Genomic DNA, 16576 nt, shown 5'->3' on the forward strand with positions numbered 1-16576 from the left:
TTCCAAGGTCGTCAGTTAAACATCTGAATCCCGATTAAGCAAGCTCTAGCTGAGCAAACTCAGGAAATCCGATCTGCCGACCAACTCCGAATGGCTTCGCAAAACCGTCGCATTAGCTCTGGCGACTTGATTCCAGGGGAAATCTCGATTCCAGAGGCGAGATCGATCCCGTCGGGGAGAACTAAGTCCAGGGCGGTTTGAACATTCGCCGGGGTGAGTCCTCCCGCAAGCCAAAACGCTTTACCCCTGAGGGGGGCGGGACGGGGGCTGAGCAAATCCCATCGGGCGACTTTTCCGGTCCCCCCTCTCTGCACCGGATCGTGGGCATCGACCAAGAGCCCCATCACTTGCGGATTCGAGCTCCATGAGCTTGCGATCTCCTCATCCTCGGGGTGGCTCTCCCCGCGCCAACTTAGGGCGCGCAGGATCGGAAAACTCGCGAGCCTAGGTAACTCGCGAGCCTCCTCGAGCCAATCGAGCGTCTCGTCTCCGTGCAGTTGCACGACATCTAGCTCGCAGGACTCTACGACACTCGCCACTTCAACGGGTGTCGCATTCACGAAAACGCCAACACGGGTCGTTCTCCCCTCTGCAATTTTGGAAAGTTCTCGACCTTGCTTTATATCTACATAGCGTGGACTCCTCTCGTAAAAGTTCAGACCAACGGCATCGACCCCCAGCTCACAAGCCACCTCCAGATCTTCATGACGGGTAAATCCACAGAATTTGATCTTCGGGGTGGTTGAACTTAGGCTCGTCATGAAAACTTGAATCAATTTGTGTTGGGTCGTTATGACCGGATCTCGAAACTAAAAATGATCTACCGAAATGATGTGGCCGACAAGTAACCATACTCCGACGAAGAGTGAAGCCATTGCGGTTGACAGAAATTCGATCGACATGATTGGTGGGACCTTTCTGGAAAACTTGTAGAAACGGTCCATCCTTAGATTTAGGTCCACAACGGTAGCGGACCTTTCGCCTTCCTGCGAATTGTCGACATCGGCAGTTCTTCTGCCTATTTTTAGAGATTTTCTAAAGCTCGCTGCTATTTACCTAAGCGGTATGATTTAACATACGGCCCCTTTGCTTTCTCCCTCTGGGTTAATCGAAGATCATGGCGAGCTACCAAGACTCGGACGACGATCATAGTCGCACGATTTATCACGAGGCAGGCCATTGCGTCATGGCGGTTGTCTCGGGGGCAAGGGTCGATCGAGCCACAGTCGCGCCGGAAGAGGATGGATTCCACGGAATCGTTGAGATTCAGTGGTACTCGAAAAGCAAGCGAACAGATCATATCGCGGTGGCTTTAGCTGGCCCGGTTGCGGAGATGATCTATCTAGGGGAACCTTACCACCCTGGCTTTGTACCGGAATGGGCTCACGATTGGAAACAAGCTTGGACGATCGCCCGCACCTCGACTCGTTCCGACCGCGACTGCCTGCAACTGCTCGAACAAATCGTTGCTAAACTATATCGAGTATTCCGCCAAGATCGATGGTGGGCGGCCGTGGCAGCTGTAAGCGATCTGCTAGATGCACACGAGGAAATCGATCACGATGAGATTGCGTACGAAGTAGAAAACTGGATCCACGAGTAGATCAACGAGTCAATCGAATGCCAAAAATTGCAGCCTTTCCCAAAGCTTATATGCAAGCCCTTTGCAAAGACGGAACCATGAACTTGGCCCAATGGTTCGCACTCGCCAAGAGCATTGAGGTTGACGGCGTAGAGTTCTACGCCGGTTTTCTGGAAATGCAGGACCGGAACAATTGGAGCAGTGTCCGAAAGCAACTCGATGAATCAGGTCTGCTTTCACCCATGATGTGCTGCTCCCCCGATTTTACGCATCCCGACCCAAAATTTCGGGCTGAACAAATCGCGAAGCAACGCTATTGGATCGATATGACTGCCGCCGTGGGAGGGCAGTTCTGCCGTGTTCTCAGCGGACAAAGGCGACCTGAACTGACGATGGAAGAAGGAGTCAAGCTGGCTGCTGACTGCATCCATGAGTGCTTGCCTTATGCCGAGCAGCACGGGATTACCTTGATTCTGGAGAACCATTACAAAGACGATTTCTGGGAGTATCCGGAGTTCGCTCAAAAAATGGATGTCTTCTGCGCATTGGTCGATGCGGTGCAAGCTCCAAACTTCGGGGTCAATTACGATCCCAGCAATGCTTATCTGGCAGGCGATGATCCTATCGAATTGCTCAAGCGAGTCTCGCATCGAGTCGTCACCATGCACGCCAGCGATCGCTATTTGATCGAGGGGACACTAGAAGATCTCCGAAACGAAGAGCTCGGTGTAGCCGGTTACGCAAAGCGATTGCGGCATGGAGAGATTGGCAAGGGTCTCAATGACTATGATGCGATTTTCACCGAACTCAAACGAGTCGGCTTCGATAGCTGGATCAGTATCGAAGACGGTGTCGATGGAATAGAACAGCTCGCCGCGAGCGCGAACTTTTTACGACGGAAGGTTTCCGAATACTGGCCGTAACAGCCGAGATTTGGCTATTTCTCTGTAAAGGCAGAAAATCTTTCTTCCGCTTCGGCAGCACTCCAAGTATTTCGATGCAGAATGACTCGATAAGCGAAACTCAGCGATTCGCCTGCTGCTAGCTTGTAACCGCCAATCTTGGGGCTCGCATCGTTGAGCGAACTTGAAGCGGTATCGAGTTTTGGAAAGTCCTTCACTCCAAACGGATCGTGAGCGAACAGCCCATAGGTACGAACATGCCAACGTCCATTCGCTTGGAAGCTATCCGGATGTACAAGGATGGCAATGCCGTAGATTTTGTCAGAGTTTCTTTCGACCCGCCCCGAGTAGTCGACCCAGCGAGCTGGGTAACCCCACGCTTCACCATCCTTGCGGCCTTCGCTTGACAGGATGTGCCCACCCGCCTTGTCTGCTCTCATCGGCTCAGGAATTCGAATCGCGAACATCCCCTCCTTGGTGTCACCAAAATGTAGGTCTTGACTCGCTGTCAGAACGTAAAAGAAATCCATGATTCGCTCATCTTTTGTACCATGGATTACGTAGGTGGCGTCACAGCTTGCAAGCGTCTCTGCGGATTCGGTGCACCCGTCTGTTAACGAAGTGGAGACTGAGCTGACATCTTTTACTCCTCCTTTCCATAAGTGCTTGGCCAGCAAGGTTAGCTTTCCGTTTGATACCACGACTTCAGGATCTCCAACCTGGCATACAACACCTTTGCCTTTTCCTTCGGCCCACAGATCGTGTTCGTTGACCTCTCCAAAGGTCATCCAAACCGAACGATGGTGTGGATGGTCGTGCTCCTCATCTTTTGAGTCTGGGACCATCGGATAGTCGCGAGAAAACTTTTTCCCATCAGGTCCGATCAATGGCCAGAAGATCGGCTTGGATCCGGAACGGTAATGATACGTGGTTATCAACTCTGCATCTTGGTAGATATCGATGCTTTGAGCGTTTTTTTTGATTTCGAAATCTTGGGAGTGGAGTTGTGGCGAATTGATTACGAAGGTGACGTAAATCAGTAGAACGGTCAGGAAGACTTTGCCTTTATGCATGGCGATCTCGAAGTTGTTGTACGGGGAGGATGTGATGCGGGGAGGATGTAGTACGAAAATTCGTGGAAGGAAATAACCATCGACGAATATCATTCTAACGACTCCACGCCCCAGATGTGGGCTGCCAATCCAGCCCCTAAGCAAAAATCTGCTTTACATCAACAGTTACGTCGGTTTGTCCGATGCGAATCGAGGTCTGCATTCCCGCAGTGATAAGACTTGGTGGCTGGAGCTCTGATGTACCGAAAAATGGAAAGCGTTCGATACACTGGGAATCGACATTCGCGATCCAGTATTCTTCGACACCAGCAGAGTGATAAATGGCGGCTTTGGCACGATCTCTTTCTAAAGAGGTTTCGGCAACCTCGATAATTAGTCGCCACAACTAGCTTGGAGTGCTGCAATCCCTACCTTAATCCGATTGTACTTCGCATAGGAAGAGGGCACAATTGCCCGAGGCTATGATCAAGCCTGAAAGGCGTTTGGCTGCCCATGCAGAATTACTGCCTGTTGGGAAAGTTTCTCGGCGAAGGTAGCGTGGGTCCGTTTGTGGGAGGGGGCGTCCCGGGAGTTCCAACTCCGGGCGGACTGGCTGGATAGGTGCCTGCTCTTTGCATGTTGCTTGGCAAACGTCCCTCCAAGCTGCCAAGTGTCGATTCAAAGTTGCCTGTCTTGAGCTGAATAGCGAACGTCCCAACCTTGAGCTTCATTGGATCGTTCGGATTGTCCGCGTTCGGCAAAAGAATCGAGGCGTTCTGAGGAGCACCGCTTATTCTCAATACGTCACTACCTGAATCATATTTTAGTTCATCACCCGATGCAGCGAAAAGTCCTTTGTCGGTTTGCGAACGCACAGTCACCCGTTGTACGGCTTTGACTTCCCAGGAATTCGCTTGTTTGCGTTGGGTGTTGCTGCGATTCCAGCTTAGATCAGAACTGTCAAACAGATCGACACGATCCGCGATCAAATGCGTTTGGTTCTTTGCCAAGGTGTCAGCATACTGAACATTCACCTCTTGATCCCAGTTGGCAATCGGTCCCATCAAGGCTTCGACGCGATCCGAGAAGCTTACTGTCTTAGTACGGAAATCTCCCTCCAAGCTTCGCATAAAGCTCAAGTGCATACACTGAAGTCGATTGTCACTTTCTGACGTTGTTGATGATTGCGCTGCATTGATGCTAGCGAGAGGATTAGAGCCGCCAAACCGTCGTGTCCAAAGTTCGCCTGGTCCATAGCCTTTCATGGTTTGTCCTGGAACGTAAACGTCTAAACGAGGCAACTTCAGATGCTCCCTCGAGATGCGATTCAGGTCTCGATCGGTTTGAAAAGCATTGATGTCAACGTTATTTTCGAAGCGCAGGGTCGCAATCTCCGCCTTGGGAAGCCCGCTCGTTTCCTTCGAGTCCAATGGAATCGGATTCACCATTTCGATCCCCATTGTGCCAGCATGCAATGCGACATGCCAATGAACATTGGGGGAAGTCTCGATTTTGCAATGAAGCGAGATGTTGCCGCCAAACATAGCCTTCTTCCCATCAAACACCATGCGATCCCCCCATTTGAGACGAGGGGCCTCGAGCCATCGAACAGGATTGCTTGGTGCGAGGGTTGGCATCAAGGGAAGGCTGCTGGAGTTTCGCGACGCATCGGCTCCGGAAGTGCTAACCAGCGAGCTTGTAGGTGGTGAGCTTGTAGGTGGTGAGCTTTGTGAACCGAGGAAGCCGCTGAGTGGAACGGCTTCTTGTGGAAGTAGTAGTTCACCTGGATGGTCGATCCAAAACGCATGCTCCGTCTGCGAGAACGAAAACTCAGGTGCAACGATCCAACCGCTCCCCAACGCAATACTCGCAGGAGCTCCAACCAGATGGACGTTGGCGAGATCCTCGGGAGTTCGCTGCAAACGGAATTGTTCCCCACGAGCTTCGAATAGCCAAGGAGACGAATCGGAAAGCTGCTGCCGCTGTACTTTAAAGTCACCTTGAACGGTCAAAGCATGAACCGCTGCTTCGCCACCGGTGTTCCGGATAACAGCCTCTAGACTTTTAGACAAAACGACATAGGGTGTCTGCGGCTTGCTTGGGGAGCCCATATGGGCAGGCGAAGGGCTCACCAGACTGCTACCTGGCTGTCGCACTGCCGGAGTTGAAAGAGCACCTAAAACCGTTGTTGCGTTCGCGGTATCAATTAAGCGATCGAAGACGTTGTTCGTATTGGCTGACTCTGCCCCCCCCATGGCACCGATTGTCTGGGGGGAATTACTTTGAAAGCTGACCGGTGCAACATTCTGTTTTGTTGGCACCGCACCGGCTGCGTCAGAATCCTTGGTTGGATAGATAAACGCGACTTGCATATCCTCCACTTTGGCCTGAAGCGTAGGCGATTGAATAACGACATTTCGATTCGCCACCATGCGATCAGCTAGCCATTGCGGAACTTTGCCATTTTCGTAGAAAGGTTCCAGTTGTTGACGGAGCTTGGCATCCACGGGATGAAGCCAAAAATCTAGGTGGTCGGCCGAGAAATGTCCTTCGCTACGATTGCTAACATTGGCGCTCCCGTCGAGGGTCACAACATCCTTCTCACCGTCCGGGCGGACCAAGAGTTTGTTGCCCCAGGAAATGGTCCAGGGTTCATTCTTAGTTTCCAGTTGAGCCGTTCCTGGACCGCGAGCAGAAACAACACCCAATCGATTACCGCTATTCGACGACGAATTTACCGTTTGTTGAAGGTTAGCGATTTGTGGGTTGTGGTATTGGACCTCGGGACACCATATTTGCAGACCTTCTCGTCGCAAATAAACTCGAGATGAATCCTTGGGGGTTGTCAGTGGCAGCGTATTGCGAAGGGCCACTTGACCGTTGGAAAAGTCCATGAACAAAGTAAGCCCCATAGCTTGGGCCTGCATGCCCGGAGCATTGAGTTTGAGCCAGCGTGAATAGTCAGATTGATCCCGACCTACCGCACCATAAGCAGTTAGCTCTTCGATGGCCCACGGGGATTTGTTTTCCTTAGCCAATTGATCTTGGCCGGGAATTGATGGGATGTTGCCTGATTGGCCAGTTCCCCCAGAGAACCCAACTCTTAGGTGCAACTCTTCGCAATCAAACGTATCAACAGGCAATCCTTGCACGATGTGTTCCATTCGAACGCCGCCGTACAAAACAGCTTCCTGCTGATGGAATTTGAATTCAAATCGACCGCCGCATTTAAGTATCGCATGGGCGGGGCGAAGGGGTGCGCCTAGGGAATCCTTGCTCGGCCACAAGCCACCAGGTTTTAAGCCGACGTGAACTTGATCAACATAGAATAGTTCCATGCTATCGAGTCCCTCAAAAGGGCGTTTTTCCTTGCCGAGTGGGGCTTGATTGGGTTGTTTTTGAGAGAGTAGGTTTTGACCGAGAAGTATGGTTAGGTGTCGACCGTCGATCAAAGTATCGCCCATTCGCATCGAGATAGCTTTGTCAGTCCATATCTTACGGTTCTCGATTCGTATTTCGCTCGTCTCAATTTGGAGCCCATCACCTGAATCGGGAGTCTCCGGGGGGGCATAGAGTAAAGTTTTACCTAACAGCAAGCCGGTCTCGAGTGGAGGTGGAGGCGCGTTCCATTCGGGTCTGTATTTGAATTGAATCTCAGCCCCTTCAGGGTTCTCGATGAACATCGCCCTGCGTACTTTTCCACCTGGTTCATGCCCCTGCGGAATCAGAATTGTAAGGGGCTTGATTTTCCAGCGGCGATCCGAGATCTCGACACGGTCCTTGTAAAGTAGGATACCGGACTCTGTTTCCAACGATTGTGGGCCACGTCTTTGCCAAGAGTCTTCTTTAAAATGAGGCTCCCACCAATTCGACGCCAATTTCAGCGGTGGGGTTTCCCATCGCTTGCCTTGTATTCTCGGAGCCGAATCGATCCACTTCGCAAACGTGAGACTATAAAGGGCGAATAGAATCGCCAAGGGAACGAATGCTCTGAGGTACTCGCTACGAAAGGTCATGACATTCGATTGGGAACAAAATCTTCCCATCGCCCTTTGGCTTTAAGCAAGCGTTCGATCAGCTCTCGTACAGCCCCCCTGCCACCAGGGGTGTTCATAACCCAGTCCGCAGCTTGACGAACTTCGAGCGCACCGTCAGCCGTCGTTACAGCCAAACCGACTTCATAAAGAACAGGGAGATCAGGGAGGTCGTCACCGATATAGCAAACCTCCGACAAATCTAAACCAGACTGCTCGACCATCTCCTTGGCGGCTGGAAGCTTCTCCGCAAATCCCTGCCTGACCATTGTGATTCCCAACTCGGCAGCTCGGATTTTCACGATTTGCGAGTTCCGAGCCGTAAGCAGTCCAAAGTGGAACCCTGCCTTGCACCACAACCGAATGGCATGGCCATCTCGCACATTAAAGGTTTTGCTCTCGATTCCAGCGTTGTCAATTGTGATCGCCCCGTCAGTAAGGACTCCGTCGACGTCTGACAGGATCATTTTGATAGGTTTCGCGGTGTCGAGATCTTTGTTCGCCATGTTGATCGGTCAGCTAGGTTAGTCAGTACTGGATTCGTTTACGCCAAACAGTCGCAGTGTCAGTGGGGCTTCTGGCCAATCGTCGTCGGCAACCTCTGTTGGGGAAGGATCGTGCGCCAAGTGGTGGTAAATGCTACTAGGGCTATTCGGTTGGTCTTGTTGGATCTCAAGAACGTCGGTTACGTCGATGAGACCGACCGGGTGATCATCTTCATCCACCACGGGAAGCTCACTGATCTTGCGATGTGCCATGATGGCCGTGGCGTCCGCTAAGCTCGCCTTGGAATGAATCGCCGTAAACGCCTTGGTCATCAAGTCTCTGATCGGCTTATCCAAGTCGCCATCCCGTCGTTGCTCCATCAGTCGAGCCAGGTCGCTATCCGTGAAGATTCCTTCCAAATGCCCAGCGTCGTCAACGAGCATGACGGCCCCGGTTCGTCGCCCACTCTTGGCTACATCAATAAAAATGTTTCTTATCGAATTAAGGCTAGATGCGACTCGACATTCACTCAATGGACGCATGACGTCGTCCACAGTGGCTAACGATCGACCGAGCGCGCCTCCCGGATGAAACTCGGCAAAGGTTTCTTTTGTGAACCCCCTTGCCTCGCTAACCACCAAGGCTAACGCGTCTCCGAGGGCAAGCATGGCGGTCGTGCTGGTAGACGGAGCGAGATTGTGCTGACAAGCTTCTCGCACGGGAGGCAGGAGCAAGGTCAAGTCCGAGGCGCGTGCCAAGGGACTGTTGCATTTGCTGGTCATTGCGATAATCCCAGCGCTCCGTCTCGACAAATAAGGGAGTAGTCGCACGATCTCTTCGGTGGTTCCACTGTTTGACAGAACCAAAAGTAGATCGTTGGGACCGAGACATCCTAAGTCGCCGTGCACCGCTTCGGCTGGATGAAGAAAATGCGAACGCGTCCCCGTGGATGCGAAAGTAGCGGACAGCTTCCTGCCAACCAAGCCAGCCTTGCCAATGCCGGTCACGATGAGGCTGCCCTTGAGGGATCGAATCTTCTCTACTGCAAGCAGAAAATCCTCATCAAGCGTTTCAGCCAAATGCCTGATCGCATTGAGTGATTGATAGAGGATCTCGACTCCTCTGTCTAAACGCTTTTGTCGATTGGAGGAAACATCTTCCCCTCTTCGAATTGGTAACCCCATATCGCCTTCCTTGGCAATGTCGTACGCTGGCTGATGGATTTGTCGGACGATTAGCCGTTCAATGTAGCAGATCTAAGCCTTTTAGGACAACAGCGAACGACCGAGGATCGCAGATGCAAGTTGGTTGGTTTTTTGCGTTCAAGATGCTTTAAGAACTGACTGGCCGTCGGGCGATTGAGTCAGCGTTTCTTCGCGAAGTGCCGGAAAGCGAATGCTGAATGAAGTCCCTTTTCCCACTGTGCTTTCGACGCGGATTCTGCCATTGTGGTTTTCCACAATCTCTTTGCAGGCGCTAAGCCCCAGCCCTGTACCGCCCTTGCCTGATGTGTCAGGACCATTTTTGGTTGTAAAAAATGGCTTGAAGATCCTTGGTAGGACATCTTTGTCGATACCACAACCGGAATCGCGAATAGAAAGAACCACCGAGTCCGCAGCAGCATCATGGACGATTCTAATTTTGATCATCCCGCTTTCGCCGATTGCCTGTCTCGCATTGGTTAGGAGATTCAGCAGCAGTCTCTGGATTTGATCCGGAGATGCCATAATCATTGGAACTGCCGTCCAATCTTTTTCCACCAGGATGCGGTACTTCTGAAGCTCTCGCTCCATGAGCACAAGCGTATCCTCGACGAGAGAAACTAAATTGGTAGGAACTTTATCACCGGGGCTACTACGAGCCAATCCGAGTACCATACTCGTGATTTTGGCGCCACGATTGGCCGCATCCAAGATTCTTGTAAATGCTTTTTCCCGGGTTGCCTCATCTTTGTTGTGGAGACCCATGCGGGCGTAGTTTAGAACCGTCATCAACAGATTGTTGAATTCGTGCGTGGTGGTGCTGGTAAGCTCCCCTACAGACGCCAACCGCTCTAGGTGCAACAAACGATTCTGAAGCTCTTCAATCCACGCATCTCGAGAGTCCAATGTTGCGGGAGCATCTGGTTCTTTCGAGCTGGATTGAGTCATATTACCGTTGATGATCTTCGTATCGTGTTTCTGGGACGAGCAAAAAGGCTAATGCTTGCAAACAAGTTGCCTTCAGATAGCCAAACGCCGACGACGTTTGCCGAGGACGAAGGCTTGCACAAGAATTTTCCGAAATGTTGAAAAAGCAGTGATCTGGCATCTGCTTTGAGCATCTCGTAAACTTCACCCCGCAAAGGCAGGTCCCCGTCTTCAGTTCGAGTCATAAGGGATTCTCGGTCCTGGAATCAATAGAAATCCAATCGCAACTCGTAAAATACGGTTTATCGCAGAATGCTCGGAACCCTGGATCGTCTTGAAAGATTGCTAGAAATCGTATCCAGCGAGGGAATTCACGTCCGCCGAGAATGGTTGCGGGGCGTCCGCGGGGGGTTGGTGCGTATGGGACACTCCCCGATCCTATTTGTTGACGAATCCCTTGCGATACCGGAACAATTCGAACAGGTTCGTCAGGCCTTGCGACAGCTCGATTGGACCGAAACGGAATATGGATTAGAGATGGAGCAATTGCTGGCCGAGTCGTAGATTTCCGATCGTCGAGCAACACGCTGCTAGATGCAGGAAGTGCCCTATGCTAGCCATAGAATTCCAGAATCTGGAGTCCTTGGGCTAGCCAATACAAGACAAAAACGTTATCTAAATGCACCAATCGGGCGAATCGTCGGATTATTCGGTAATAAATCGATCCGAATACGGCGATGAACGGAGCGATCGCTCTGTTTTGGGTGGACGGCTACGCTTCGGTGCGGCATTCGTATTGGTAGCGTCGCAAACTATCGTCGTTCTCCCCATTTCCCCATGTAATTTACGTAAGCCAAGGTTTGAGGAATCATTGAGATGCCAGTGAGTGAAGAAATCTTTTCCAAGGTCCAGGAAGCATTGACCGATGCGTTGGGAGTCGACGATTCCGATGTGACCGAGGATGCGACTATGGTCGGCGACCTAGGGGCCGAATCGATCGACTTTCTTGATATAGTATTCAAGCTTGAAAAGGCCTTTGGCATCAAAATCGCCACTGAGGATCTGTTTCCTAAAGACATCTTGACGGACGGCAACTACGTTAAGGACGGCAAAGTTACCGAGACGGGCTTGGCCGAACTCAAGAAACGAATGCCTTGGGCTGACCTGAGCAAGTTTGAACAAAATCCGCGAGTTCAAGATTTTGGTGATTTGTTGACGGTGAGCGATCTTTGTCGCTACGTAGAGTCCAAATTGGCTGCTTAAGCAATTTTACTCAGCCTTGGGGATTTATTTCGATGCGTTGGTTTTGGATCGATCGGTTTACGGAGTTTGTTCGCGACACGCGAGCTACAGCCATAAAAAACGTCTGTTTTGGCGAGGAACCGATCGATGACTACTCTCCCGGGCATCCCCATTACCCTCATTCTTTGATGATTGAGGGGATGGCTCAGACGGGTGGGCTGTTGGTCTCCGAGCCGGCTGGTTTTTTAAAGAAAACGGTCTTGGCAAAGGTTTCCAAAGCCGTTTTCCACCGATTGGCTGTGCCAGGTGACCAGCTGATACTCAAGGCAGAGGTGCAGGATAAGCAACCTACTGGGGCGGTGATATCTGGAGTCATCACTGTTTCCGGCGATTTGGTTGCGGAACTCGAACTTTGGTTCGCGTTTCTTGATGAGCGTTTTGGTGAGACAGCTCTTTTTCCTCCAGAAGATTTACTGCGAACTCTACGCATTCTGAAATTGTTCGACGTTGCTGTCGATCAAAACGGCAATAAAATAGAGCCTCCTCCACACATGGTTGAGGCCGAAATAGAAGCAGCCAGAAAATTTGCCAGCCAGCTCTAAAACGACCTGGTCAAGTCGCTGCACTTTTTTGATTCGGTCCGTTTTTTGATAGACAGGAATGTTACTAATGCGTCGACGAGTTGTCGTTACGGGAATCGGAGTGATCAATCCGCTGGGTCACGACGCTGAAACCGTTTGGACTGGCCTGAAGGAAAGCCGCAGCGGCGTAGGTCCAATTACGGTCTTTGATGCGACTGGATACCCGACTACGATCGCCGCAGAGGTAAAGAATTGGGATATCAGCCAATGCGGCGAGAATTCCGAAGAGTGGAAACATCGCGGACGTCACACTCGATTCGCCGTGGGGGCTGCCCACCAGGCCATTAAGCAATCAGGTATTCTCGACTCGGGATTGGATCCTCGGCGATTGGGAGTCTACATGGGGGCCGGTGAAGGCAACCAGGATTTTTACAACTTCACAACGATGATGGCCGCCGCCGTCCGAGAAGGGGACTTTGACCTAGCTGCCTTCCTTCGAAAAGGCCGTGAAGTTCTCGATGTGAACGCAGAACTCGAGCAAGAACCCAATATGCCATCTGCACACTTGGCTGCATTGTTCAATGCTCAAGGCCCTAACTCCAACTGCTTAACCGCGTGCGCAGCGAGCAGCCAAGCGGTTGGCGAGGCGACCGAGCTTATTCGATCAGGAGATGCTGATGCCATGATAGCCGGGGGGGCTCACAGCATGATTCACCCCTTTGGACTGACAGGATTCAGCCTGCTGACCACCCTCTCCCAGCGAAACGGCGATCCCACCCGAGCGTCTAGACCTTTCGATAAAGATCGAGACGGTTTTGTACTCGGTGAGGGAGCTGGAATTGTCATCCTCGAGGAATACGAACACGCACGCAAACGTGGGGCATCCATCCTAGCCGAAGTCTACGGGTACGGTAGCACGGCTGATGCTTACAGAATCACCGATATCCATCCGGAGGGACGCGGTGCCATCGGCTGCATGAAACAAGCAATTGCAGACGCAAAGCTCAATCTGGATGAAATCGGATACGTGAATGCTCATGGTACATCTACCTCAGTAAACGACCGCACGGAAACCCTGGCGTGCAAGGGCGTTTTTGGTGAGCTGGCCAAGTCGGTACCTGTGTCGAGCACGAAAAGCATGATGGGGCATCTCATCGCAGCTGCCGGTGTAACGGAAATGATCGTCTGCATGCTGGCCATTCGGGACGGAGTACTACCCCCTACGATCAACCAGGAAACTCCAGATCCCGATTGCGATTTAGATTATGTTCCGAACGTAGCTCGCCCCTCCAAAATCAAAGTCGCTCTCAACAATAGCTTCGGTTTTGGTGGTCAGAACGTCACTTTGGCAGTCGGCCAGCTTCGAAATTAAAGGCGTTCGCTTATGCACACTATCAGTGACGCAACACTTCTGGCTTATATCGAAGAGTCCCTGCCTACCGAGCAAATGACCAGTTTGGAAGTTGCGCTGCGGAATAGTAGTGAGCTTCAGTCTCGCTTAAGCGAGCTTATCGCGAAGCGAGAGAGCGGCGTCCATTCCGTTGGCGATATTTGGCGTCGTCATCGGATCAGTTGCCCCACTCGAGAAGAGTTGGGTAGTTATTTGCTTGGTGCAATGACAGACGACAAACACGACTACATCAAATTCCATATCGAGGAAATTGGTTGTCGTTTCTGTCAGTCCAATTTGGCCGACCTGTCCGAGAGTCAACACAAAGAAGCTGTTTCGGCCCGACGTAAGAGATATTTTCAAAGCAGTGTCGGTCGATTGAAGACCGAGGGGTAGCAGAAACAATGCGGGTTGGAATCATCATTAAGATCATCGCGGACAAAAAGTTCGGCTTCATCCGAACCGATCACTTTCGCGACGATGTGTTCTTTCATCAATCCGTCTTGAACGGATTGCAGTTTCGACACTTGGAGGAGGGGACCCCTGTAGAATTCGAAATAAACGAGATTCTCAGAATGGACGAGCAAAGACTCGAGGCGACCGTCGTTCAAAAACCAGCTCGTCCCTTGTCTAAGTCTCTGGATGAAAATCCTCAACGGGAAATTCTCGCAGCACATCATCCACGAGCCCGACAGCGAAAACCTACGTGGAGAGAGAAAGAAGATAAATCACCTGAAGAGAACTCGGAGAGCCCCGAATGATACGCGTTGGTTTAGTTGGTGTTGGGTTCATGGGCTGGATTCACCATCTTGCCTATCAACGTAGCGAGAAAGCTCAGTTAGCCGCGTTTTGCTCACGAGATCCGGTCAAGCGAGCCGGGGATTGGCGAACCATCAAAGGAAACTTTGGGCCTCCCGGCGAGCATATATCGACCGATGGTATAGCTGTGTACGAGACCTACGAAGACATGCTCAAATCCCCCGACATTCATGTCGTGGACATTTGCTTGCCACCTCATCTCCACACAGACGCCGCACTCAAAGCCATAGAAAACGGTAAAGACGTCTTTCTGGAAAAGCCGATGGCCCTCACTGCGGAAGACTGCCACAAAGTGCTCGATGCAGCACGAGCCAATCATAAGCTCGTAATGGTGGCGCATGTTTTGCCTTACATGGGCGCATTCGCCCACACAACCGAATTAGTCCAAAGTGGCAAATACGGTAAGCCGATTGGCGGATACTTCAAACGGGTCATTTCCAACCCCACCTGGATATCGGATTTCTTCGAACCAGATCGAGTTGGTGGTCCTCTGGTCGATCTTCACGTGCATGACTTGCATTGGATCCAATTGCTCTTTGGTACTCCCACCAGCGTCGATGTCGTCGGTCGAATGCGAGGCTCCGTCGCCGAATACGTGCACGTTCTGCATCGCTTTTCCGATTGCGGAATTTGTGTCTCGAGTAGCTCCGGAGTGATCGATGCACCCGGGCGACCGTTTACTCACGGTTTTGAACTTCATCTCGAACATGCCTTGGTACAGCATGAGTTCGCGGCTTTTTCCAATGGAACAGAAACCATGAATCTCAGAATCGCCACGCAATCCGGAGAAGTCTTGATTCCGGAGCTGCCAGCCGCCGACGAAATTGACGCGTTCCGTGCCGAAATCGACGACATGGCCGATAGTGTCAAAGCAAGGAAAATTGCACCGCGACTCGACGGTGATCTCGCTTCGCGAGCTGTGGAACTCGCTCTGACGATCCAATCCAAACTGACCAGGTCATGAGGCCGCCAAACCTGATTCGACTGACACTGCATTTGGCGACAATCGTCACAGTCACTGTCTTTGCGTTATCCGCCAAGGAATCGCTATCCCAGTCGAATCGAAATGAACCACGCCAGGAGGACGGTTTCAATAGATTCGAAACCGATCGGTTGACGTTGATCACCGATCTACAGATTGATGACGAGCTCAAGCTATGGCCGGTCTATCTCGATCAAGCAATAGAGCAATGGCAGCGAATCTTTCGACGAGAATCTTCGAAGCAACGTAAATTGCACACAACGGTCCACTTGATCGGCGATCGAAGGAAATGGGAGGCCGCCGGGCTTCTAACAAACGTTCCCGCATTCGAGGAGGGGTATCAGTTTGGTAGCAAGCTCTATCTAGTCGAACAACCATCGACATTCTACCGGCGTATGCTGTTCCTCCACGAAGCAACTCATTGGATCATGTCGGAATGGTTAGGGGGGGCCGGCTCTCCTTGGTTGATGGAGGGAATGGCTGATTATCTGGGGACCCATCGGCTTGAGGGGGATCGGATCACCATGGGTTACTTCCCAATCTCCCCCGACGAAGTCCCGTGGTGGGGACGTATTCTCCAAGTTCAAAAATCTATCGAACAAGGAAATGCGCCGAAGCTGTCGGAAATTTTGTCTTTCCCCAACTCTCGGACGAGCCGGATGGAACAGTATTGCTGGAGTTGGTGTGCCGTATATTTTTTCGACAACCATCCAGAATATAACGAAGACTTCAGGCGACTCTACCGAGGTGATCTGGACTATTCTCTCGCTGCATCGAAACAACTCTACAGCTCGCTCGCAGAGGTATGGCCTAGACTATCCATTCAGTGGCGGTGCTTTTTAGACGATCTGGATTTTGGTTACCAGCCACAACTCATGCTTCGTTGGGGAGAAGAACCGGTTCAACAGCTCAAGCCGAATGATGCTCGCACGATTTCCATTTCCTCTGACCTTGGCTGGCAATCGACGGGAGTTGTCCTGGAACCCGGAGACAGTCTTCTGGTTCAAGCAAGCGGATCAGTCGTGATTCGGCAATTTGGGGACGGAACCACTTGGGAATCAACACCCAAAGGAATATCGGTCGAATACGTCCGTGAGAACCGACTCGGGGCTCTAGTTGGAGCACTCGCTCCGTTGGACGAGGAGCAGCCCAGCCGACCTTGGGAACGAATCTTAATTGGAACAAATCAAACCATCATCGCCAAAGAGCGTAGCTGCTTGCTGTTACGGATCAACGACACCGCAGCCGGCGTGAGCGATAACTCCGGTTCTTATGAAATTGTGTTAAGGCGAGCGGAGAATAAAAAAATACCGGACTAACTGTGGCTGGTTCGGAAGCGAATCCCGCTGGCTCGTCCAGCGGATCGTTAGGGCTCTC

The 16576-nt window shown here is 51.6% G+C and carries 17 protein-coding genes; 10 read left to right on the plus strand and 7 right to left on the minus strand.

The annotated features are described in order from the left end of the window. Nucleotides 1-59: 59 nt before the first annotated feature. Complete coding sequence (locus SH449x_RS05660; RefSeq protein WP_482380351.1) at nt 60-761, minus strand: phosphoribosylanthranilate isomerase; 702 nt, start codon at nt 759-761, stop codon at nt 60-62. Between the two features lie 356 nt (nt 762-1117). Between SH449x_RS05660 and SH449x_RS05665 the strand changes: the two genes are divergently transcribed. Next, entirely contained in the window at nt 1118-1603 is a 486-nt protein-coding gene (locus tag SH449x_RS05665) for a hypothetical protein (protein WP_482380352.1), read from the plus strand. Nucleotides 1604-1620: 17 nt separating this feature from the next. Further along, the gene (locus tag SH449x_RS05670; protein WP_482380353.1) at nt 1621-2505 is read left to right on the plus strand and encodes a sugar phosphate isomerase/epimerase family protein; all 885 of its coding nucleotides are present in this window, start codon (nt 1621-1623) and stop codon (nt 2503-2505) included. 14 nt (nt 2506-2519) lie between these two features. Here the strand turns inward: SH449x_RS05670 and SH449x_RS05675 are convergent, their stop codons facing one another. The 6 genes from SH449x_RS05675 to SH449x_RS05700 form a co-directional block, all read right to left on the minus strand. Continuing rightward, on the minus strand, nt 2520-3557 hold the full coding sequence (locus SH449x_RS05675; protein ID WP_482380354.1) for a DUF6807 domain-containing protein: 1038 nt from the start codon (nt 3555-3557) through the stop codon (nt 2520-2522). 136 nt (nt 3558-3693) lie between these two features. Further along, the gene (locus SH449x_RS05680; protein ID WP_482380355.1) at nt 3694-3942 is read right to left on the minus strand and encodes a Uma2 family endonuclease; all 249 of its coding nucleotides are present in this window, start codon (nt 3940-3942) and stop codon (nt 3694-3696) included. A 115-nt stretch (nt 3943-4057) separates the two neighbouring features. Next, nucleotides 4058-7552 carry a hypothetical protein gene (locus tag SH449x_RS05685; protein ID WP_482380356.1) on the minus strand — a complete coding sequence of 1165 codons (3495 nt, stop codon included), beginning with the start codon at nt 7550-7552 and terminating at the stop codon, nt 4058-4060. Continuing rightward, entirely contained in the window at nt 7549-8076 is a 528-nt protein-coding gene (locus SH449x_RS05690) for a KdsC family phosphatase (RefSeq protein WP_482380357.1), read from the minus strand. Before SH449x_RS05690 ends, SH449x_RS05685 begins: the two co-directional genes overlap by 4 nt. A gap of 18 nt (nt 8077-8094) precedes the next feature. Next, nucleotides 8095-9240 carry a KpsF/GutQ family sugar-phosphate isomerase gene (locus SH449x_RS05695; RefSeq protein WP_482380358.1) on the minus strand — a complete coding sequence of 382 codons (1146 nt, stop codon included), beginning with the start codon at nt 9238-9240 and terminating at the stop codon, nt 8095-8097. 138 nt (nt 9241-9378) lie between these two features. After that, nucleotides 9379-10206 (minus strand): sensor histidine kinase, encoded by an 828-nt coding sequence (locus SH449x_RS05700; RefSeq protein ID WP_482380359.1) that lies wholly within the window; start codon nt 10204-10206, stop codon nt 9379-9381. 291 nt (nt 10207-10497) lie between these two features. Here SH449x_RS05700 and SH449x_RS05705 point away from each other — a divergent pair, with 291 nt between their 5' ends. The 8 genes from SH449x_RS05705 to SH449x_RS05740 all read left to right on the plus strand — a co-directional run bounded on the left by SH449x_RS05705 (nt 10498) and on the right by SH449x_RS05740 (nt 16518). After that, nucleotides 10498-10749, plus strand: coding sequence for a hypothetical protein (locus SH449x_RS05705; protein ID WP_482380360.1), 252 nt, complete (start codon nt 10498-10500; stop codon nt 10747-10749). 312 nt (nt 10750-11061) lie between these two features. Then, nucleotides 11062-11448, plus strand: a complete 387-nt coding sequence (locus tag SH449x_RS05710) for an acyl carrier protein (RefSeq protein WP_482380361.1) — start codon at nt 11062-11064, stop codon at nt 11446-11448. A 32-nt stretch (nt 11449-11480) separates the two neighbouring features. Continuing rightward, on the plus strand, nt 11481-12029 hold the full coding sequence (locus tag SH449x_RS05715) for a 3-hydroxyacyl-ACP dehydratase FabZ family protein (RefSeq protein WP_482380362.1): 549 nt from the start codon (nt 11481-11483) through the stop codon (nt 12027-12029). A gap of 67 nt (nt 12030-12096) precedes the next feature. Next, nucleotides 12097-13380, plus strand: coding sequence for a beta-ketoacyl-[acyl-carrier-protein] synthase family protein (locus tag SH449x_RS05720; protein ID WP_482380363.1), 1284 nt, complete (start codon nt 12097-12099; stop codon nt 13378-13380). 12 nt (nt 13381-13392) lie between these two features. Next, the gene (locus SH449x_RS05725) at nt 13393-13794 is read left to right on the plus strand and encodes a hypothetical protein (RefSeq protein ID WP_482380364.1); all 402 of its coding nucleotides are present in this window, start codon (nt 13393-13395) and stop codon (nt 13792-13794) included. A gap of 8 nt (nt 13795-13802) precedes the next feature. Next, nucleotides 13803-14159: a cold shock domain-containing protein gene (locus SH449x_RS05730; RefSeq protein ID WP_482380365.1), complete on the plus strand. Its 357-nt coding sequence runs from the start codon at nt 13803-13805 to the stop codon at nt 14157-14159. Beyond that, a complete protein-coding gene (locus SH449x_RS05735; RefSeq protein ID WP_482380366.1) occupies nt 14156-15181 on the plus strand; it encodes a Gfo/Idh/MocA family oxidoreductase in 1026 nt (341 codons plus the stop codon). Before SH449x_RS05730 ends, SH449x_RS05735 begins: the two co-directional genes overlap by 4 nt. Further along, nucleotides 15178-16518: a hypothetical protein gene (locus SH449x_RS05740; protein ID WP_482380367.1), complete on the plus strand. Its 1341-nt coding sequence runs from the start codon at nt 15178-15180 to the stop codon at nt 16516-16518. Before SH449x_RS05735 ends, SH449x_RS05740 begins: the two co-directional genes overlap by 4 nt. The last annotated feature ends 58 nt before the right edge of the window (nt 16519-16576 follow it).

Origin of the sequence: Brakhagea baltica (genome assembly GCF_052161605.1) — a bacterium.
Taxonomy (GTDB): Bacteria; Planctomycetota; Planctomycetia; order Pirellulales; family Pirellulaceae; genus JBKCUI01.